This is a genomic window from Bifidobacterium sp. SKU, assembly GCF_026016405.1.
GTDB classification, from domain to species: Bacteria; Actinomycetota; Actinomycetes; order Actinomycetales; family Bifidobacteriaceae; genus Bifidobacterium; species Bifidobacterium bifidum.
The window spans coordinates 2006841-2026871 of sequence record NZ_CP092890.1; the positions used below are offsets into that span (position 1 = coordinate 2006841).

16 protein-coding genes and 1 pseudogene are annotated in these 20031 nt (G+C 63.2%); 2 read left to right on the forward strand and 15 right to left on the reverse strand.

Annotated features, from left to right (window positions below; all coding sequences use genetic code 11):
* Positions 1-156: 156 nt before the first annotated feature.
* The gene (locus MMB49_RS08560) at positions 157-1386 is read left to right on the forward strand and encodes a pyridoxal phosphate-dependent aminotransferase (RefSeq protein ID WP_047297644.1); all 1230 of its coding nucleotides are present in this window, start codon (positions 157-159) and stop codon (positions 1384-1386) included.
* A gap of 77 nt (positions 1387-1463) precedes the next feature.
* Here the strand turns inward: MMB49_RS08560 and rho are convergent, their stop codons facing one another.
* The 13 genes and pseudogenes from rho to MMB49_RS08635 all read right to left on the reverse strand — a co-directional run bounded on the left by rho (position 1464) and on the right by MMB49_RS08635 (position 14970).
* Positions 1464-3512 carry a transcription termination factor Rho gene (rho, locus tag MMB49_RS08565; protein ID WP_047271003.1) on the reverse strand — a complete coding sequence of 683 codons (2049 nt, stop codon included), beginning with the start codon at positions 3510-3512 and terminating at the stop codon, positions 1464-1466.
* 204 nt (positions 3513-3716) lie between these two features.
* Entirely contained in the window at positions 3717-5330 is a 1614-nt protein-coding gene (locus tag MMB49_RS08570; RefSeq protein ID WP_013363938.1) for an NAD(P)/FAD-dependent oxidoreductase, read from the reverse strand.
* Positions 5331-5569: 239 nt separating this feature from the next.
* Positions 5570-5884 carry a DUF2469 domain-containing protein gene (locus MMB49_RS08575; RefSeq protein WP_003820018.1) on the reverse strand — a complete coding sequence of 105 codons (315 nt, stop codon included), beginning with the start codon at positions 5882-5884 and terminating at the stop codon, positions 5570-5572.
* Positions 5881-6924: a GNAT family N-acetyltransferase gene (locus MMB49_RS08580; protein ID WP_003820016.1), complete on the reverse strand. Its 1044-nt coding sequence runs from the start codon at positions 6922-6924 to the stop codon at positions 5881-5883. The genes MMB49_RS08575 and MMB49_RS08580 overlap by 4 nt, the downstream gene beginning before the upstream one ends.
* A gap of 215 nt (positions 6925-7139) precedes the next feature.
* Positions 7140-8639 carry an Asp-tRNA(Asn)/Glu-tRNA(Gln) amidotransferase subunit GatB gene (gene gatB, locus MMB49_RS08585; RefSeq protein ID WP_013363939.1) on the reverse strand — a complete coding sequence of 500 codons (1500 nt, stop codon included), beginning with the start codon at positions 8637-8639 and terminating at the stop codon, positions 7140-7142.
* Between the two features lie 24 nt (positions 8640-8663).
* Entirely contained in the window at positions 8664-10202 is a 1539-nt protein-coding gene (gene gatA / locus MMB49_RS08590; protein WP_047271006.1) for an Asp-tRNA(Asn)/Glu-tRNA(Gln) amidotransferase subunit GatA, read from the reverse strand.
* A 2-nt stretch (positions 10203-10204) separates the two neighbouring features.
* A complete protein-coding gene (gene gatC / locus MMB49_RS08595; RefSeq protein WP_003815962.1) occupies positions 10205-10504 on the reverse strand; it encodes an Asp-tRNA(Asn)/Glu-tRNA(Gln) amidotransferase subunit GatC in 300 nt (99 codons plus the stop codon).
* 134 nt (positions 10505-10638) lie between these two features.
* Entirely contained in the window at positions 10639-10797 is a 159-nt protein-coding gene (locus MMB49_RS08600; RefSeq protein WP_003820008.1) for a hypothetical protein, read from the reverse strand.
* Positions 10794-11555, reverse strand: a pseudogene (locus tag MMB49_RS09560) (ATP-binding cassette domain-containing protein). The gene MMB49_RS08600 and the pseudogene MMB49_RS09560 overlap by 4 nt, the downstream one beginning before the upstream one ends.
* A gap of 66 nt (positions 11556-11621) precedes the next feature.
* Entirely contained in the window at positions 11622-12506 is an 885-nt protein-coding gene (locus MMB49_RS08620) for a TrmH family RNA methyltransferase (RefSeq protein ID WP_003815971.1), read from the reverse strand.
* Positions 12507-12508: 2 nt separating this feature from the next.
* The gene (locus MMB49_RS08625) at positions 12509-13180 is read right to left on the reverse strand and encodes an orotate phosphoribosyltransferase (protein WP_003815972.1); all 672 of its coding nucleotides are present in this window, start codon (positions 13178-13180) and stop codon (positions 12509-12511) included.
* A gap of 133 nt (positions 13181-13313) precedes the next feature.
* Positions 13314-14645: a DNA recombination protein RmuC gene (locus tag MMB49_RS08630; protein ID WP_013390292.1), complete on the reverse strand. Its 1332-nt coding sequence runs from the start codon at positions 14643-14645 to the stop codon at positions 13314-13316.
* A 43-nt stretch (positions 14646-14688) separates the two neighbouring features.
* A complete protein-coding gene (locus MMB49_RS08635; protein WP_003814260.1) occupies positions 14689-14970 on the reverse strand; it encodes a metal-sensitive transcriptional regulator in 282 nt (93 codons plus the stop codon).
* 113 nt (positions 14971-15083) lie between these two features.
* Here MMB49_RS08635 and MMB49_RS08640 point away from each other — a divergent pair, with 113 nt between their 5' ends.
* Complete coding sequence (locus tag MMB49_RS08640) at positions 15084-17732, forward strand: HAD-IC family P-type ATPase (RefSeq protein ID WP_047271007.1); 2649 nt, start codon at positions 15084-15086, stop codon at positions 17730-17732.
* A 67-nt stretch (positions 17733-17799) separates the two neighbouring features.
* On the opposite strand, the gene MMB49_RS08645 is transcribed toward MMB49_RS08640, so the two are convergent.
* Together MMB49_RS08645 and MMB49_RS08650 are read right to left on the reverse strand one after the other, a co-directional pair.
* Positions 17800-19665: an ABC1 kinase family protein gene (locus tag MMB49_RS08645; protein WP_047271009.1), complete on the reverse strand. Its 1866-nt coding sequence runs from the start codon at positions 19663-19665 to the stop codon at positions 17800-17802.
* Entirely contained in the window at positions 19613-19912 is a 300-nt protein-coding gene (locus MMB49_RS08650) for a hypothetical protein (protein ID WP_003815980.1), read from the reverse strand. Before MMB49_RS08650 ends, MMB49_RS08645 begins: the two co-directional genes overlap by 53 nt.
* Positions 19913-20031: the final 119 nt, after the last annotated feature.

A 20031-nucleotide genomic window follows, 5' to 3' on the forward strand; every position in this document is an offset into this window, starting at 1 on the left:
GGCGCGAACTTGTCTGATGACAGCTTATCGCGATGTCAATCCAGTATTATTCCATTGATTTCTTACTGTTATTTACGAAATATATAGTAATAATTACTGTTTTTCAATGTACTACTGTATATTTTATATTCTTGTTCATGATTGAAAGGTGACACCATGTCCATGCCCGCACTTTCGCAGCACTCGCTCAGCGTCCCCCGTTCCGGCATCCGGGACGTATTCGACCGGGTCGAGCACGTGCCTGACGCAATCTCGCTGTGCGTGGGCGAACCCAGCGCCACCGCGGCGCCGCATATCGTGGAAGCCGCATGCCGATCGATCCACGAAGGACACACCACATACACGAACGTGCTCGGCATCGAGCCGTTCCGCGAGGCCGTGGCGGCATACTCCGAAAAGGTGAAGGGGCTGCGCTACGACGTCGACACCGAGATACAGGCGGTCGACGGCGCGACCATCGGTCTGTTCCTGGCGATGAAGGCGCTGCTTGACACCGGCGATGAAGTGATCCTTCCGTCGCCGTACTTCACCTCGTACGACGCGGAGGCCCTGATGTGCGGCGGAGTGCCGGTGCCCGTCGCGCTCAAACCGGAACACCAGATGCGGCTGAACGCCGACGATATCGAAGCAGCAATCACGCCGCGCACGAAGGCCGTTCTTCTCAACTCCCCCGGCAACCCGTCCGGAGCTGTCACGCCGCTATCCGAGCTGGAGCGCATCGCCGACGTCTGCATCCGGCATGACATCTGGGCGATCTCCGACGAGGTGTATCACCCGTTCGTCTTCGACGGCTCCGCGTCAATCGCGCCCTCCATCGCCGCCATCGACGGCATGCACGAGCGCACGGTCGTCGTCGAAAGCCTGTCCAAGACCTTCGCCATGACCGGCTGGCGCATCGGCTACCTGCTCGGCCCCGAGCCGCTGATTGAACAGACCAGCAAGCTCGCCGAGCTGATGCACTCATCGGTCAACTCGACGGCGCAATATGCCGCCGTGGCCGCGTTGACCGGCCCGCAGGAGCATGTCACGGCCATGCGCGAGGAATACCGCACCAAGCGGCAGATCGTGCTGGACGAGCTCGACGGCTGCACCGCGCTGCGCCTGATCGAGCCGCAGGGCGCGTTCTACGCGTTCGTGGACGTGCGAGCCTGCGGCATGGATTGCGACAGGTTCAGCCGTATGCTGCTGGACGAGGAGCACGTCGCCGTGGTGCCGGGAACGGCCTTCGGCAGTGAGGGGGCCGGATTCGTGAGGCTTTCCTACGCCGGGGACGGGCGTGAGCTGCGCGAGGGCGTGCGACGGATGCGCGTGTTCGCCGAACGTCACGTCGACCCCGCGCTGGGCCGCCATACGCCCGGATACCATCATCTGCAGATCATGGCCTGAAAGCAGGCCGGATATAGACGGGAGCCCCCGCTTCAATGCCGAAGCGGGGGCTCCTCTCGTTCAGGCCGTCTGCCGGATCAGTTGCCGTTGACCGGGTTGCTGTTGCTCTGCTGGATAATGGCGGAGAGGAAGTCGCGGTTCGTCGCGGTCTTCTTCAGGCGCGGCACCAGCGTCTGGTATGCCTGCTCGGGCTCCATGCCGCCGAGCAGACGGCGCAGACGATAGATAATCGGCAGTTCCTGCGGCGAGGTGATGAGCTCTTCGCGGCGGGTGCCGGAGGCGTTCACGTCGATGGCCGGGAACAGGCGCTTGTCGGCCAGCTCGCGGCTCAGACGCAGTTCCATGTTGCCGGTGCCCTTGAACTCCTCGAAGATCACCTCGTCCATCTTGGAGCCGGTCTCCACCAGCGCGGAGGAGATGATGGTCAGCGAGCCGCCGTTTTCGATGTTGCGGGCGGCGCCGAAGAACTTCTTCGGCGGGTAGAGCGCCTGGGCGTCCACGCCACCGGACAGGATGCGGCCGGAGGCCGGCGCGGCGATGTTGTAGGCGCGGGCGAGACGGGTCATCGAGTCAAGCAACACCACCACGTCCTGACCGAGCTCCACGAGTCGCTTGGCGCGCTCGATGGCGAGCTCGGCGACGGTGGTGTGGTCGGAGGCCGGGCGGTCGAAGGTCGAGGAGATGACCTCGCCGGCCACGGTGCGCTCCATGTCGGTGACTTCTTCGGGGCGTTCGTCCACCAGCACGACCATCAGGTGCACTTCGGGGTTGTTCGTGGTGATCGCGTTGGCGATGTTCTGCAGCGTGATCGTCTTGCCGGCCTTCGGCGGGGAGACGATCAGGCCGCGCTGGCCCTTGCCGATCGGGGAAACGATGTCCATGATGCGGCCGGTGAGCTTGTTCGGCGTGGTCTCCTGCTTGAGGCGCTCCTGCGGGTACAGCGGGGTGAGCTTGGCGAACTGCGGGCGGTTGGCCGCCTCTTCGACGCTCATGCCGTTGATGGTGTCGACGGACTGCAGCGGCACGAACTTCTGGCGCTGGTTGCGGCGGTCGCCCTCGCGCGGCGCGCGGATGGATCCGGTCACGGCGTCGCCCTTGCGCAGGCCGTACTTCTTGACCTGACCCATCGAGATGTACACGTCGTTCGGGCCGGGCAGGTAGCCGGAAGTGCGCACGAAGGCGTAGGAGTCGAGCACGTCGACGATGCCGGCGACCGGCACGAGATCGTCGCCGCCGTTGTCCTGATGGTCGGAGATGCGCACTTCGCGGGTGTCGCGATCATCGTAGTCGCGGCCGCCACGGTCGCGGCCGCGCATGCGGCGCTGGCGACGGTCGTTACCGCGGTCGCCACGGTCATTGCGATCGCCGCCGCGGTCGCCGCGGTCGGAACGGTCAGCGCGGTCGCTACGGTTGCGGCGGGTGAATTCGCGCTCGTCGTCATCTCGATTATCACGGTCACCACGGGTGCCGCGGGCGGCGTCCGCATTGGCGTTCTGCACCGGAAGCGTGGCGAGAATATCGTCGAGGTCGCGGACGGTGTCGTTCTGCTGGTCGCGCTCGCGCGGTTCGATGGTACGGCGACGACGACGCATCATGCCGGAATCAGCCGCATCATCGCGATGACGCGGCTGATCGTCCGCCGGCGCGATGTCAAGTTCATCAAACAGATCGGCAGCCACCTGGCCCGCCTTTGCATCGTCGCGGGTGCGACGGCGAGGAGCCGCGGCGCGGTCGTCCTTGCTGTCGGATTCGGCGGCCTTCTGGCGGGAGATACGCGGCGTGCGGGTCGAGGCTGCATCGGGCTCGGGCAGAGACGCGACCAGTCCGGCCACCGCATCATCCGCCGCTGACACCGGTGCACTTCCCTTGGGCTCCGCCTTGGGAGCCTGTTCCGGAGTCTGCGCGGCCTGTGCAGCGGGCTGCGTCTGCTGGGTCGGCTTGCTTGCGGCGCCCTTTACCGGTCGCACGGTAACGCCCGCCGGCGCCTCGCCGCCTGATCGTGCAGCCTGCAGGGTGGCGACCAATTCCGGCTTGCGCATCGTCGACGTACCGCGCAGACCCATTTGCTTGGCGAGCTCCTTGAGCTCGATCAGCTTCATACCTTCAAGATTCTGGCTAGTTGCCACTCGTTTGCCTTTCCTTAGCAGACCGTATTGCACCGGTCCCTGCACTAAGAATGATTGCGGTCTTGCCGCTTTGAACGTCCGACGCACTCCATGCGTTTCGGACTTTCCATACTGTATAACGGGCTGGAGACCAATGCAAAAACGGACGCCGAGTCGCAGACATAAACAAATGCCCCCGCTGGCGGGGGCGATATCTGGTGTGGGTTACTTTTGTTCGTGGTAGGACTTATCCGTGTTCACGGACCACACGTTCTGCTTCGAGGTCTTGCCGGACTTGATGTTGGCGACGGCCTCGATGGCGGTGGCCATGGAGTGGTCCATGTTGTTGTAGCGGTGCTGGCCGTTGCGGCCGACGCAGTAAAGGTTGCCGAAGGAGTCGAGGTATTCGACGAGTTCGGACATCTGGGCATAGGTGTCGAAGTAGGCGGGATACGCCTTTTTGACACGTTCGCGATGGGAGTCGAGGACATCCTGCGGGCCGTTGATGACACGCATGCGGGTCAGTTCGGAAATGGCGAACTTGGTGGCCTCGGCGTCGGTCATGTTCCAGAAATCGTCACCCTCGTTGCAGAAGTATTCGAGGCCGATCCAGACGGTATCGTCGACATCCTTGACAAGGTAGGGGCTCCAGTTGTTGAAGATCTGGAGACGACCGACCTTGTAACCGGGATCCTGCACGTAGATCCAGCAATCGGGCACGATGGGCGGGTTGCCGAGCGTGGGGATGTCGGTGGTGTTCTTGAGGCGCATGTGCTTGACGAGCAGTCCGACGGTGACGAAATCACGGTAGGGCAGGCCGTTGGCGATGTGGGTCATGTCCTGCGGGACAGGCGCCGAAGACGCTTCGGCGTCATCGTCATGAGACGCCGCATCGATGGCGTTGACGAGGTCCTTGACGGGCATGGACGAGATGAACTGGTCGGCGTGCAGTTCGGTGCGCTTGCCGTCCGAGGACTCGTAGACCACGGATTCGATACGGCCCTGTGCCTGACGAATCTCGACGACCTTGGCATCGGTGATGACGGTGGCACCGGCGTCGACGCACCGGCGTTCCACGGTCTCCCAGAGCTGGCCGGGGCCGAGCTTGGGGTACCAGAACTCCTCGATGAGCGACGTTTCGACCTCACCCTTGCGCTTCTTGGGGCTGAGCTTGCGGAAGGCGTTCTTGAGAACGCCGAGGATGCTGAGGCCCTTGACGCGCTGGGCACCCCAATCGGCGGAGATCTGCGAGGGATGACGCCCCCACAGCTTCTCGGTGTAGCCCTCGAAGAACATGGAGTAGAGCTTGCGGCCGAACCGGTTGATGTAGAAGTTCTCCAGACTGGTCTCCGGCAGCTTATGGAACATGGACTTGAGGTAGCTGAAACCCGCGACCATGGTGAGCTTGAAGCCCATCGCCTTGAAGGTGTTGGCGGACAGGGAGATCGGGTAGTCGAAGAACCGGCGGTTCCAGTAGATGCGGGAGACGCGGTGGCGCTTGAGCATCACCTGGTCGGTGGTTTCGGGGTCGGGACCGCCCGGCTCCATGTCGTGCTCACGACCGAGTTTCTTGTCGTCATAGCTGGGGGCGCCCTGCAGCGGCAGCACGTCCTTCCACCAGTCCATGATCCGGTCGTCCTTGGAGAAGAAGCGGTGACCGCCGATATCCATGCGGTTGCCGTTGTGCTTGACGGTACGCGAAATGCCGCCGAACTCCTGCGTTTCTTCGAGTACGGTCACATCGTATGTGTCGGAGCCGCCGTTGTTGACGAACTCCCATGCTGCGGTCAGGCCAGCCGGGCCGCCGCCGATGATCACCACGGATTGCTTCTGCGTCACGTGAGGTCTCCTTATCGCTGAATCAGAGACAGTATATATGAACCGCTGGAAACGCACGCCGATTTTGTTGTTTTGCTTACAAAAACCTTCCGTCGCCATACACGAGAAGCCGCGTATCGCAACGAAAACGAGAGCGGGAAACGGCGACGTGCCGGTTTGGGGCGCACACGGCACCGGCAAATGACGGCGGACGGCCGACCGCAGTCGGCCTGCAATCAGCCGGTCCGACCGTCAGCGCCTCAATTCATATCGTCGGGGATGTCGATATCGGATTTCTGCACTTCCTCGACATTCACGTCCTTGAACGTGACGATGCGCACGTTCTTGACGAAACGCGACGACCGGTACACATCCCACACCCATGCGTCGGTGAGCTGCACGTCGAAATACACGTCCTGACCGGCGGAACGCACGTTGAAATCGACCTTGTTCGCCAGATAAAAACGCCGTTCGGTCTCCACCACGTAGGTGAACAGCTTGATGACGTCGCGATACTCCTTGTACAGGGTGAGTTCCGCGTCGGTTTCGTAATTGTCAAGATCCTCGGCACTCATTCGTCATCCTCCATATCACGTTTACGGCCACGTCCGAGGATACGCCACCAAGCTTCCTTCGAAGGTTTGCGTTCGCTCTGCCCATACGGCCAGGTGCTTCCCTCGCCCGGCGCGGCCAATTCATCGTCATTGTGCGCTTCCGGCACTCGGGCTGCGGCGACTTTCTCGATTCGGGGCGCCTGTTCGGCATCCGCACTCTCCTCGACCGCGGCGGGCTCCGGCGCGGGCTCGGCCTGCGCGGCGATGTTCTTCCTGATGGCGATCGAGTGCTCACGGGCGCTCATCGCCTCCTGCACACCGGGATTGTCCTCAATCACGTGCATGCCGAACGCGTCGAGAGAGCGGATGGGATCATACTCGTCCACCAGCGTGTCCATGACAATCAGATCCTGGTATTTGTTGTTCTCCGCATCCCACAGAGCGTCGCGCGAGGCGCCGGACGGCTCGAAGCCGAGCGACTGGTAGACGGAGCACGAACGCGAGTTCTGCTCGGGCACCGCCACCCAGATGCGGTGCATGCCCAGGCCGGCCGGTTCGGGCGCGAAACCGTACGTCATGACTCGCGGCATCAGGTCGCGCGAGTAGCCGCGCCCGCGGTAGTCACGGCCCAGCACCACCTGGATGCGGGCGGAGCGCGACCAGCCATCGATGTCGATCAGGAAAATCATGCCGATGACGTTGTCTGTCGACTGCGCGTCGATTTCGCCGTCCTCGTCATGGTCGGCGTCGGTCAGTACCGCCCATGCGATGGTGCGGCGGGACTCCGGATCGCCTACGCCCGACTCGTCGGGCTTCTGCCCGTTCGCCCACGCCACCGAGCGTCTCACCCACGTGTGTACGACAGCGCGTTCCGCCTGAGCGTCCTTGCCGGTGATCTTGGAGGCGCCATAGTAGGCGTCCAGCTCATCCATGCGCGGCAGGTCGTCGACGCTGGCCGGGCGCAGGTGCACCATCTCCCCCTTGATCGGCGGTATGGTGATCTGCGAGGGCAGCTCACGGGATACGTCCTGATCGAGCGGTAATGCGGCATTTTCAGACATTCGTTATTCCTCAACTGACGCTGGTAGAAGTCGGTACAGAAGATATCCTACCCGACTGACCGTTTGCTGTGAAGGAGTTGCCCACGTGTCTGCCGGCTGTGGGAGCGCCTGCGGCATGACGAACGGCCCTCGACACGCGGTTCAGCACCGCGGCCAAGGGCCGTTCTTCAAACCGGAATTTCAGAGTCTCGGGATTCCGGCGAACCCGTGGGGCGTCAGCCCTTGATCTTGCCCATCACGACCTTGGTGACAGCCTTCGCGTCGGCCTGGCCGCGCGTGGCCTTCATCACGGCTCCGATGATGACACCCATCGGCTTCATATTGCCGCTCTTGAGCTTCTCGACGACATCCGGGTTGGCCTCGAACGCCGCGTCGACGGCCGCCTCGATGGCGCCGTTGTCCTCGACGATCTTGTAGTCGTGCTTCCTGACGACCTCATCCGGGGTGCCTTCGCCCTTGAGCACGCCTTCGACGGTCTGCTTGGCGAGCTTGTCGTTGAGCTTGCCGTCGGCGATGAGCTTCTCGACCTCGGCGATGTCGGCCGGGGTGATTGGCAGCTCTTCGAGCGAGACGCCCTTGGCGTTGGCCTCGCGACTCAGCTCGCCCAGCCACCACTTGCGGGCACCGGCGGCCTTGGCGCCGGCCTTGACGGTCTCCTCGATCAGGTCGAGCGCGTCGGCGTTGAGGATGTCGCGCATCTGCAGGTCGCTCAGGCCCCATTCGGCCTTGAGACGGTTGCGGCGCTCGCGCGGCATCTCCGGCATCTGGGCCTTCATCTCCTCGATGTGCTCCTTGGTGATGTGGAGCATGACGAGGTCGGGATCCGGGAAGTAGCGGTAGTCGTCGGCGTCGGACTTGAGACGGCCGCCGGCGGTGGTCTGCGTGGCCTCATCCCAGTGGCGGGTCTCCTGCAGGATCTCCTTGCCGTCGTCCAGACGCGCCGCCTGACGGCGGATCTCGTACTGGATGGTTTTCTCGATGCCACGGAACGAGTTCACGTTCTTGGTCTCCGAACGGGTGCCGTACGGGGCGTCGGCGGAGGGGCGCAGCGAGACGTTCACGTCGGCGCGCATATTGCCCTGCTCCATGCGGGCGTGGCTGATGTTCAGCGCACGCACGATGTCGCGGATAGCGCGCATGTAAGCGCCGGCGATCTCCGGAGCGCGGTCGCCCGCACCCTCGATCGGCTTGGTGACGATCTCGATCAGCGGCACGCCGGCACGGTTGTAGTCGACCAGCGAATGGTCGGCGCCTTCGATGCGGCCGTCGGCACCGCCCACGTGGGTGTTCTTGCCGGCGTCGTCCTCGATGTGGGCGCGCTCGATCGGCACGCGGAACACGGTGCCGTCCTCAAGCTCGACATCCAGGTAGCCGTTGCCGTTGGTGGGCTTGTCGTACTGCGAGATCTGGTAGTCGCGCGGCATGTCCGGGTAGAAGTAGTTCTTGCGGGCGAACTGGCTCCACTCTGCGATCTCGCAGTGCAGGGCCAGACCCAGCTTGATCGCGTAGTCGACCGCGGTCTTGTTGATGACCGGCAGGGAGCCGGGCAGACCGAGGGAGACCGGGGTCAGCTGCGTGTTCGGCTCGCCGCCGAACTCGATGTGGGCCGGGCAGAACAGCTTGGTGTTCGTGGACAGCTCCACGTGCGTTTCCAGACCGAAGACCACGTCGTATTTCTTGGTGGCATCGGCATACTTCATCAGTTTTTCAGCCATGATGTTTGTTTTCCTTCCGATGCGTCACTTGTTCAGGCCGTCGAACCACGGGGTCTTCAGGGACTGCCAGATCGGGCCGCCCCAGCTTTCCTCAAGTGCGGCTTCGAGCGCGGCGGCGGGCTTGTACATGACCTCGTCGCGCTGCTGCGGAGCGATGAATTGGAATCCGACAGGCAGGCCGTCGTCGGACAGGCCGGCCGGAATCGACATGGCCGGGACACCGGCGAGGTTCGCCGGAATCGTGGCGATGTCGTTCATGTACATGGCCAGCGGGTCGTTCATCTTCTCGCCGAACTTGAACGCGGTGGACGGGCTGGTCGGGGAGACCAGCACGTCGGCCTTCTCGAAGGCGTTGTGGAAGTCCTGGATGATGAGCGTGCGCACCTTCTGCGCGGAACCGTACCAGGCGTCGTAGTAGCCGGCGGACAGCGCGTAGGTGCCGAGGATGATGCGGCGCTTGACCTCGTCGCCGAAGCCGGTCTCACGGGTGTAGGCCATCATGTTGGCGGCGGTCTGCGGTACACCGGTCGGCGGCATCACGCGCAGGCCGTAGCGCATGCCGTCGTAGCGGGCCAGGTTGGAGCTGACCTCGGACGGCATGATGATGTAGTACGCGCCCAGCGAGTACTCGAAGTGCGGGCAGGAGACCTCGACGACCTCGGCGCCCATCTCTTCGAGCTTCTTGACGGCCTCGTTGAAGCGGGCCTCGACGCCGGGCTGGTAGCCGTCGCCGCCGAGTTCCTTGATCAGGCCGACCTTGAGTCCCTTAAGGTCGCGCTTGAGGCCCTCGCGGGCCGCAGCGGCCATCGGACGCGGGCCTTCGGGAATCGACGTCGAATCACGCTTGTCGTGACCGCCGATGATCTCCTGCAGCAGCGCGGAGTCGAGCACGGTGCGGGAGACCGGGCCGATCTGGTCGAGCGAGGAGGCCATGGCGATGGCGCCGAAACGGCTCACGCCGCCGTAGGTGGGCTTGACGCCCACGGTGCCGGTCAGGGCGCCGGGCTGGCGGATCGAGCCACCGGTGTCGGTGCCGAGGGCGATCGGGGCTTCGAATGCCGCGACCGCGGAAGCGGAGCCACCACCGGAGCCACCGGGCACGCGCTCGGTGTCCCACGGGTTGTGCGTGGTCTGGTAGGCGGAGTGCTCGGTCGAGGAGCCCTGCGCGAATTCGTCGAGGTTGGTCTTGCCGAGCAGCGGCATGCCGGCGGCCTTGAGCTTCTCGATGACGGTGGCGTCGTACGGCGGCACCCAGCCTTCGAGGATCTTCGAGGCGGCGGTGGTCTCGATGCCCTTGGTGACGATCATATCCTTGATGGCAATCGGCACACCGGCCAGTTCGGGCAGCGCGGCCTTGTCGTCGGCGCTCTTGGCGTCGAAGGCGTCGGCCTGGTCGAGCGCCTGATCGGCGGAGACCTTCAGGAACGCCTTGATGGACGGTTCGGCGGTGTCGATGACGGCGAGGTGGGCCTCGACCAGTTCGCGGCTGGAGACCTCACCGGCCTTGACCTTGGCGGCCATTTCGGCCGCGGACAGCTTGACGAGTTCAGTGGTGTCGCTCATCGTCACTCCTCACTTCCCAGAATGCGCGGCGCGACGAACATGCCGGCTTCGGTCTTCGGGCCTCCGGCAAGCGCCTCTTCCTGCGTCAGCGGCGTTTCGGCGACGTCGGGGCGCAGGTACGCCTCCAGCGGGACGGGGTTGGCGGTCGGCGGCACGTCATCGCCGGCGACCTCCTGCACCTTGTTGATGGAATCCGCGATGACGTTCAGCTCACCCTGCAGACGGGTGATCTCCTCATCGGTGAGCGCGATACGGGCGAGATCGCCCAGGTGCTCGATTTCTTCACGTGTGAATGTAGGCATGGCCTTAACTATATGAGCCGTATGTGACACGCACCATTACATTCTCACGATGTTGCGCGGTGTCCGGCGGCCCTGCGGCAGCGGCCATATCGCGCGGCTGTGCCCGAGCGCGCGACGATATGGCCGAATGGGTGTCATTTGATGTCGGATTTCTTGAACACCAGCAGGCCGATCAATGGAATCCTCCACTCGTCGGCAGCCAGCGGCGTGACCTCGTGGCCGAGGAACACCAGTCTCGCCACGCCGAGCGACGGCACGGGCTGAGGCTGCGGCGGGATATGAGGCTGCGTCATCGCGGCACCTCCTGCGTGTTCGGCTGAGTGTAGGTTGCGGCAGGCTCGCCGTATTGGGCCGGCACCTGCCCCGGTATCGCGCGGGTCTCGTACTGCACCTGCGCGTGGGTGAACGCCCGCGCAGTCGGCTCCAATGCGGCACCTTCAATGCGGAACACCCGGCCTTGCTGCGGGTCGTTGGCATTGCGGGGCACCTCGCGGACGGTGACCTGCGGCGCGGTTTCGAACACCGCGTGCAGTTTGTCGGGTTCCGGCGTCGCGACACGGATCGAATGGGTGGAATGCTCTGCGACGAACGCCGCGACCGTCGTGGTCTCCAGAATGCGGCCGCGACCGATGATGACGAGATCGTCAGCGGTCAATGCGACCTCGCTCATCAGGCGCGAACTCAACAGCACCGCACGGCCCTGCCCGGCGAGAACGCTCCTGCATTGCGCTTTTCCACGCTCGCAAGGCCGGTGAATTCGATGACCTCATCGACGCGGGATCGCGGTATGCCGTTGGTAAGGGCGAGGCCACGCAGATGGGTGTAGGCGGACCGACCCTTATGCGCGGATTTGGCGTCGAGAACCGCTCCTACGGCGGTCATCGGCGATGGTGTCTTGACGAACGGCACTCCGTCAACCAGCGCACGGCCCGCATTGGGGGGTGGCCAAGCCGAGGGCGGCCCGCATCGTCGTGGACTTCCCGGCGCCGTTCGACCCAAGGAAACCGGTCACCTTGTCGTCTTCGGCGGTGAAACTGGCATTATCAAGCACGGTCTTACGCCCGAAGCGTTTGGTAAGGCCTCTATCGTTATCATGATTCGAGCATACACACCCGCGTCACCCGTGCTGCGCAATCCAGCTGTGCATGGCCACTGCGGCTGCGGCGCCGGCGTTGATGGACCGCACGGAACCGAATTGCGAGATGTATACCACGTCATCAGCGAGTTCGAGAGCTTTGTTCGACAATCCGGGGCCTTCCGCGCCAAACAGCATCAGACACCGTTCCGGAAAACGGTAGGTTTCCATCGGTACGGCACCGGGAATGATATCCAACGCGATGATGCGGGACGATTCCAGCGTCCTGATGCGAGCGTCGGCCCGCGCGACCGCATCATAGCCCGAATGATCCGTTGCGGACGCGAATCGGGGGGATCCGTTGGATTCGTCATCGTCCGAGAGAAGCGCACTCGCATCGGAGTGAGCCTGATGCGCGTGCATCGCCGCGGCGGCGGCCTGTGCCTGGGCGGCGGCAATTTCTCCCGCGATGCGCAGCTTCCAGCAGGTGACGAGTTCGTCGATGCTGGGATGATACTCAACGTGCTGGTACAGCTCGGTCATCAGCGAGCCCTTGCGGTTCCATTTGTGCGGGCCAACGATGTGCACGCGATTCGCGGTGAACGCATTCGCCGTGCGCACCATGGAACCGATGTTGAAATCGTGCGTCCAGTTTTCGATGGCGACTTCGAAGCCGTGGCGACCGGCCGCGTCCAGATCGTCGCGAATGGCGTTCACGGTCCAGTACCGGTAACGGTCGAGCACGTTGCGACGATCGCCTTCATCCAGCAGCGTCGTATCGTAGCGTCGATCGTAGTTCGGCGATTTAGGGTCATCCGGGCGTGGCTCACCGGGGTGCTCCTGCGTCCATGGTCCTACGCCGACTTCACGAAATTCCGGCTCCCCCGAAGCCTTTGCCGCCAGAGAGATGGGGTTGGGCTTGTGCATGGCTATCGCAGTTCGGATTCGTGGTAGATTTCGATGAATGGCAGCTCCTGCCGTTCACCGCTCACGGGGTTGACGACCTCGATGACGGGTTCGGTCATGTCGACGCCGCCGATCAGCGATGCGATGGCAACCACTTTCGCGCCTTCATGCTCCACCACGCCGAAATCGAGGCTCAGCTCATTGCCGTTGCGCAGCGTCACCAGCGACGAGGTCTGCACATAGGATTTCTCCGAGAGCCATGAATCCAGCAATACCACGCGCTTGCCCTTGATGGACGGGCCTTTGATGGACGGGTATACGAAGTCCATGACGAATCCGTCGAGGTCTTCACCGCGCGATGCCGCCGCCTGAATCATCGCGCCGACCAGTGGAACGGCCGCGGCGGTCAACGCACCGACGGCGTCGAAATCATCGATGGAATAGCCGTTCTCCTCAAGCGTGTCCAGAAGAATGTGACCGACGATAGCCGCCCCGCGATGGTCGAAGGTGACGCCGGCGAGCTCGCAGAACGGCTTGCCTTCCATTTCCGCGGCAATCAGCCGTCGGAGCTGTTCGCGCGGCTCCAGCATGGAGAAGTCATCCGTCTGATTCGGCGATGCGTCGGAAGGAATGTTGTTCGTGCCCACAGCGGTTCCGGTCGTCCCGGTCTTGCGGAATCCTTGCTCTTCATTCATGGTTCTCAGGATATCGTTGCGTGCCGTCAAGTCACCGCCGGCAATGGCCATGCATATCCGCGCGGTTGCGTATTTGCCTCGCTGGCGGGGGCCGAGTCATGCTGGTATTCCTTTGGATGCTCTTGCGTTGGTTTTATTCGGAGGTGGTTTCCGGGGCGGTGATTTCACGGACATCGGATTTGTCCGGATCGATGATGTTCACCGACCCGATGACCGTGGCCTGATCGAGCTTCTGCAGTTTGCGCGCGGTGACCAGCACGCGGGATTCCAACGATGATGCGAATTGGTTGTACGCCGTCACGGTGCGGGTGAGCGCGGTACCGAGTTTGTTCGCACGCTCCCCCAGTACGGCGAAACGCTCGTACAGTTCCCTCGACAGGTCGAACAGGGTCTTGGCGTCATCGGTGAGGCTCTGCTGCTGCCAAGCGTATGCGACGGATTTCAGCACGGCCCACAGGGTGACCGGCGAGGTCAATGCGACCTTGCGGGCGAAGGCGTCATCCATCAATGTCGGATCGGCCTCCATTGCAGCCTGCAGCAACGCCTCGTTGGGAATGAACGCGATCACGAAATCAGGGGCCGTGTCGCATGCACTCCAATACGCCTTATCACCCAATGCCCTGACGTGTTCACGCAAAGCTTTCGCATGCGACCGCAGCAGCTCGTCACGCCGTTCCAGATCCTCAGGCCCCGCGGTTTCCGGAATCATGCAGGCCCGCTGATAATCGGCATACGGCACCTTCGCGTCGATGGGAATCGTCTTGCCTCCCGGCAGATGGACGATCATGTCAGGCCGGAGCGTCTTACCGTCGACGCCAGTCATCACCACCTGCGTATCGAAGTCGACGTGCTCCAGCAAACCGGCGGACTCCACAATGTTGCGCAGTTGCGCCTCTCCCCAAGCGCCGCGGACCTTGTTGTTGCGCAATGCCGCCGAGAGCGAGCTCGTCTCACGGTCGAGCCTCGCCTGCTGCTCACCCAGCCCTTTGAGCTGCTCGCCCAGCACGCCCATCTCGTGTTTGCGCCCCTCCTCGATGTTCGAGACCTTCTGCTGCAGCTCATCGAGATTCTTCTGCAAAGGAGCCAACGCCGACAGCACCTTGCCCTGCTCTGTCAGCGCTTTTTCCTGCTCTTCCCGGCGCCGCAGCCCATCGGCCTCGGCCCGCTCGCGCTCACGTTGCACCCGCACCTGTTCCGCCTGCTGCGCCTGAGCAAGCTGGGATTTCGCGAACGACAATTGCTGCAGAAGTCCCTCGGACTGGGCCTTGGCCTGAGCCACTTGGGCGGCAAGCCGCGCATTGTCGTCCTTCATGGCCTCGCAGGATCCCCTCAGCGCGTCCACCTCGGAGGCCTTCGCCATGCGGGCGGAGGCTTGGCCACGCATTTTGCCCAGCGCGAATCCGGCGGCCAGACCCAACAACGCCACCACCGCAACGATCACCACATCAAGCACTTCATCGAACATGTGTATTATTACACATCATCCCGCGGACGAACGAGTGCCGCACTTATGAGCGAACCAGTCGGGAAATCACCTTCTCGACCTCCGACAGTTTCTCGTCGGCCACCTCGCCGCCCTCGGCCGCCGCCTGCCGCACGCAATGGTTCAGATGGTCGTCAACCAGCATCACCGACACGGCCTTCAATGCCGAAGTCGCGGCGGAGATCTGGGTCAGCACATCGATGCAATACACATCATCCTCCACCATCTGCGCGACCGCATGGACCTGCCCCTCGACACGCCGCAGCCGCGCGAGGATCTTCGCCTTGTCTCCGTCGTAACCCTGCATAACCAACCTTCCGCCCAGCGCGAACATTCCTGACAACACGCATTATATACCCTCTAGGGGTATAGGGTATAGTTAATATCCGAGATTATGATAGAAAGGGGAAAGGAGCGGCGATGGAATTCGACATCTTCCTCGGTGTGGCGGCACTGGTGATAGCCGCCGTGCTGACATGGTGCATCCTGCGATTCTTCTTCGCGCCCAGAAGGGGAGGCGCCCGGGCGACGCTGCATGACGGCGTTCAACAGGCGACCATCACGGTCAGGGGTGGGTACTCCCCCGATATCGTCACGATGCAAGCCGGCATTCCGATCACGCTGAGGTTCGATCGGAAGGAGACCGGCGAATGCACGTCGCATGTCGTGTTCCCCGATCTCGGAACGGACACGATGCTGCCAGGCAACGAGACCACCGAGATGTCGCTTCCGCCGCTGCCGGCCGGCGACTACCCCTTTGCATGCGGTATGAACATGGTGCATGGGTTGCTTCGCGTCGAGGGGGAGACGGACTCCGCCACAAAACCGGACGACGGCACTGCATCGACCGGGACCGCCATACCGGCCGGCACGCCCAGGATGTCCGCCGCGGACGCGCTGCTGGCCGAGCGGCAGGAGGCGGAGGAACGCCGTCAGGAGATTCGCCATACCGGCATGCTGGTGGCCATCGGCACCGTTCTCACGCTCCCGGTGTTCGTCCCCATGATGCTCATGCTCGTCAGTCACTCGCTCGTTCCTTCATGGCTGATGAACCCCTGGCTGCAGGCCATACTCATCACCCCGGTCATGTTCTACTGCGGGGCGCCGATCCACCGCGTCGGATGGCCGGCACTGTGGCATCGTTCTCCGGACATGAACTCGTTGGTGGCATTGGGGACCACCGCCGCATACCTGTACAGCATCGCCTTGTGCTTCGTCTCGGAGCTGATGCCCGAGGGGTCGAGAGAGCCCTACTTCGAGTCGGTCGGCGTAGTGATCACGCTCGTTCTGGTCGGACGCCTGTTGGAGGCGAAAGCCCGTGAGGGCACCGGAAAGGCCGTGCAATCACTGATCAAGCTGCGCCCACGTGTCGCCCACATCCTCGATGTCGGAACGCCACTGGCCAAGGATCTGGCCGCCGGCAAGGCATCCGGCGACGGATGGCTCGACCCTGCCCAATCCCAAGACATCGACATCGACCGCGTGAAGACCGGCGATCTGCTGGTGATCCGCGCCGGCGAGCGCATACCGCTGGACGGCGTCGTGTTGGCCGGCGAGGCCAGCGTCGACGAGTCCATGATCACCGGCGAATCCGTTCTGGCCCGGCGTGGCGTCGGAGAGCCCCTGACGGGGGCGACCATCATGCAGCAGGGCAATGTGGTCATGAAGGTCACACGCACCGGCGAGGACACGGTGCTCTCCCAGATCATCGCTCTGGTCGCACGCGCACAGGCGACCAAAGCGCCCGTGCAGCGTCTGGCCGACAGGATCGCCCGCGTGTTCGTCCCCGCGGTGATTATCGCCGCATTGTGGACCGGTGCCATATGGATAACGTTCGGGCCGCAACCCAAACTAGCCCATGCGCTGGTGACGGCGGTCAGCGTATTGATCATCGCGTGTCCTTGCGCGCTCGGACTGGCCACGCCGCTATCGGTGACCGCGGCGACCGGCCTCGGCGCCACGAACGGCGTGCTGGTCACATCTGCCAGGGCCTTGGAGCAGGCCCGCGACATCCGAACCGTCGTGTTCGACAAGACCGGGACGATCACCGTCGGAGCCATCGATGACGACGCCGACTACGCCAAGCCGAGCTATACGAAGGACAGCGTCAAGCCGGGTTCCAAGGAGGCGATAGCAGCGCTTCGAGCCGCTGGTATCCGCACGGTGATGCTGTCGGGAGACAAGGCGGAGGTCGCCGAACGCGTCGCCGCGGAAGTCGGCATCGACACGGTGATCGCTCAGGTCAGGCCCGACGGCAAGGCCTACTGGATAAGGCAGCTGCAGATATCGCGCGACGCCGCCGCGGCACAGTCGTCGGTGGCCCCCGCCATCGCCGACGTCCCCAATGGACTGGTGGCCATGGTGGGCGACGGCATCAACGACGCCCCCGCCTTGGCGCAGGCAGACGTGGGCATAGCCATCGGCACCGGAACCGACATCGCCATGCAATCCGCCGACGTGACCCTCATGAGCGGCGACCTGCGAGGCGTGGTGAAAACCCTCAACCTATCCCAAGCCACGATGCGCAACATCCGGGAGAATCTCGCCTGGGCCTTCGGCTACAACATCATCGGCATCCCCATCGCCGCCGGCGTGCTGTACCCCTTCACCGGCTGGCTGCTCAGCCCGATGATCGCAGGCCTGGCGATGGCGCTCAGCTCCGTCTGCCTGGTGCTGAACGCGAACCGCATGCGGCGCGTCACACTGAGCCCCGACACCGTCTCCTTCACCGCCGCAGGCGGAAGAGACGCCGACAGGAAAGCGCCCGACCAACACGGCGCGCGCAGCATCATTCTCGACACCGGAGACCGTCCCCGTGCCGATGGCCATCACACCGATGAGGGCCATCACCATCAGCCGAACAAGGAGCAACCCATGCACATGAACCACATGCATTCCGCAGACATGAACGACGCGACGCAGACCGCGACCGACCCTGTGTGCGGCATGACCGTCGCCGTCAACAACGACGCCATCACGCGCGAGCACGACGGCACAACCTATTACTTCTGCGGGGAACACTGCGCCAACAACTTCATGAAGGCACCGCAGCTGTTCCTGGAAAACTGACCGGCCCGTAAAACGGTCCGGCCTGAAGACCGACCGGACCGTGGGGCGCAAATCATTCCGTCGAGTACTACCGGCGCTTTGATCTGCGTCCCTTGAAGTAGATGTCGAACACGATCCATACGGAGAGGATGAACGCTATCACATATCCCATGAATCCCACGACCGGTATGCCGAAGATGATCGGCTTCATGCCCGCGTAGTACACGATCGACGATCCGACGAACAGGCCGACGACGATCAACGCCATCGTCAGACGGTTGACCATGTCCGACAGCAGGCGCATCGGTTCCTCGGAACCAACGACCTCCATGTTCATGCGCAGCTGGCCTCGGGTGAGCATGCGCATCGCGACCCTGGACTCGCTCGCCGCGGACAGCAAGCCGTGCAATGCCTGATGTCCCTCGACGCCCAGCGCCTTGATCTCGTCTTTCGCCGCTCGATCCAACGACTTGCTGCCGGCAATATGGTCGGAGATGATCTGAATCATGTTCACGTCGGGGATGAATTCATCCAGCAGGCCCTCCAACGTGACCAACGCCCTGCCGACCGTCGTCACCGTGCCCGGCACCTCGATGCCGTGCCTTTGGGCCAACGACGTCAGCGACGTCAGGAACGCCGCTATGTCCAGGTCGCCCAGGTCTACCGTGCCGAACTCCTTGACGACCATGTCCAGGTCGGCCAGCAGCGCGGGGTAATCCTCAGGATCGGACTCGGTGCCCGCGAAACGCAGCAGACCGTCCGCCAGCGCGGCGGAATCCTGTTTGGCGACGGCGAAGATCATCTCCCGGAGCACGCTGCGGGCCTGGCTGTTGAGCCGCCCGGTCATGCCCAGATCGATAAGCACGATCTGGCCACCGGAGATGATGATGTTGCCGGGGTGCGGATCCGCATGGAAGAAACCGTCGTCCAGCACCTGCGTCGCATAGTTGTCGACCAGCTTGGTGCCGATTTCCTTGAGGTCATACCCGGCTTCGATCAGCTGATCGGTATGGGAGACGGCGATGCCCTCGACGTAATCCATGACGACCACGTGCTCGGTGCACAGATCCATGTACGGTTTCGGGCAGTCCATATACCGATAGGCTTCGCAGAAGCGCTTGAACTCGCTGAGGTTACGCGCCTCCACCAGAAAATCCGTCTCGGATTCGAACGTATCCCACAGTTCCTCGACCACGCCGCCAAGATCCACCACCTGCGCACTGGGCAGCATCTTCGTGGCAGCCCGGGCGATCGAACGCATGATGGACACATCCAACGCCATGATCTCGCGCACGCCAGGCCGCTGCACCTTCACGGCGACGTCTTCGCCGGTGACCAGCGTGGCGCGATGCACTTGCGCGAGGGATGCGGAACCGAGCGGCGTCGGATCGATGCGGGCGAACACCTCGCCTATGGGGCGGCCATATTCCTGCGTCAACGTGTCGACGACGATCTGATACGGCATCGGGTCGGCATCGGCGCGCAGCTTCGCGAGCTCGTCGCAGAACGACTGCGGCAGAATCTCCGACCGCATGGACAGTATCTGCCCGACCTTGACGAATGTGGGGCCCAGTGCCTCCAGCATCAGCCTCATCTTCACCGGAGTGAGGCCGTGCACCACATCGAACTGGTTCGCAATGCGCATGATCTGTCCGAGGCGCTTGACTTTCCCGCGCCTCGTCAGGTGATATCGGCTGGAGAAGGTGTCGCGATGATTGTTGAACAGCCCGATGGTGGGAGACCCGTCCCATTCGCGGCGTTTGCCGGCACGTCGCGTCACGACACCGTCTTTCGCCGAACCGTCCGACCCCGATGCGGATTTCCCCCGTTCCGGATCATGCCGTGGGTCGCCGGCATGGCCGCCCGCGGTATAGGACGGCATGGTGCGCTGCTCCGGCATGCTAAGCAGCGGAGCCTTCCGCCGGGGAAGGATCTTCGGCGGCGGCACCGGCATCGCTCTGCTCCTTGGCGCCCTCAGTCTTTTCCTCGGCCTTCTCCTTGGCCTCCTGCGCCTTGTGCTTGAGCTCGGTGTTCAACGCCTTGCCCTGTTCCACGGTGAGCTCGCCCTTCTTCACCAGACCGTCGACGATCTGCTGGCTCTTCTCAAAGCTCTGCTGCCCCAGCTCAACGCCGGTGGCCAATGCCCCAACGCCCGCGAGAAACACCCGGCGCAGGCCTTCACCCAAATCGAAATCAGCCATGATACCTCCTTTGGTTACTTGTGGTTCCAAGATTACCCCCACCCGTCGCATAACGCGATAGGGGTGGCGTGGTTTCCGCTATGAGATGGAAACCACGCCCCGGCAATCCGCTCATCGGC

Bases quoted from the DNA above. Each gene is read 5' to 3' on its own strand.
- MMB49_RS08560 (WP_047297644.1), top strand. From the start codon at position 157: ATGTCCATGCCCGCACTTTCGCAGCACTCGCTCAGCGTCCCCCGTTCC.
- MMB49_RS08575 (WP_003820018.1), bottom strand. From the start codon at position 5,884: ATGAGTGCCGAGGATCTTGACAATTACGAAACCGACGCGGAACTCACC.
- MMB49_RS08580 (WP_003820016.1), bottom strand. From the start codon at position 6,924: ATGTCTGAAAATGCCGCATTACCGCTCGATCAGGACGTATCCCGTGAG.
- gatB (WP_013363939.1), bottom strand. From the start codon at position 8,639: ATGGCTGAAAAACTGATGAAGTATGCCGATGCCACCAAGAAATACGAC.
- gatA (WP_047271006.1), bottom strand. From the start codon at position 10,202: ATGAGCGACACCACTGAACTCGTCAAGCTGTCCGCGGCCGAAATGGCC.
- gatC (WP_003815962.1), bottom strand. From the start codon at position 10,504: ATGCCTACATTCACACGTGAAGAAATCGAGCACCTGGGCGATCTCGCC.
- MMB49_RS08600 (WP_003820008.1), bottom strand. From the start codon at position 10,797: ATGACGCAGCCTCATATCCCGCCGCAGCCTCAGCCCGTGCCGTCGCTC.
- MMB49_RS08620 (WP_003815971.1), bottom strand. From the start codon at position 12,506: ATGCACAAGCCCAACCCCATCTCTCTGGCGGCAAAGGCTTCGGGGGAG.
- MMB49_RS08625 (WP_003815972.1), bottom strand. From the start codon at position 13,180: ATGAATGAAGAGCAAGGATTCCGCAAGACCGGGACGACCGGAACCGCT.
- MMB49_RS08630 (WP_013390292.1), bottom strand. From the start codon at position 14,645: ATGTTCGATGAAGTGCTTGATGTGGTGATCGTTGCGGTGGTGGCGTTG.
- MMB49_RS08635 (WP_003814260.1), bottom strand. From the start codon at position 14,970: ATGCAGGGTTACGACGGAGACAAGGCGAAGATCCTCGCGCGGCTGCGG.
- MMB49_RS08640 (WP_047271007.1), top strand. From the start codon at position 15,084: ATGGAATTCGACATCTTCCTCGGTGTGGCGGCACTGGTGATAGCCGCC.
- MMB49_RS08645 (WP_047271009.1), bottom strand. From the start codon at position 19,665: ATGCCGGTGCCGCCGCCGAAGATCCTTCCCCGGCGGAAGGCTCCGCTG.
- MMB49_RS08650 (WP_003815980.1), bottom strand. From the start codon at position 19,912: ATGGCTGATTTCGATTTGGGTGAAGGCCTGCGCCGGGTGTTTCTCGCG.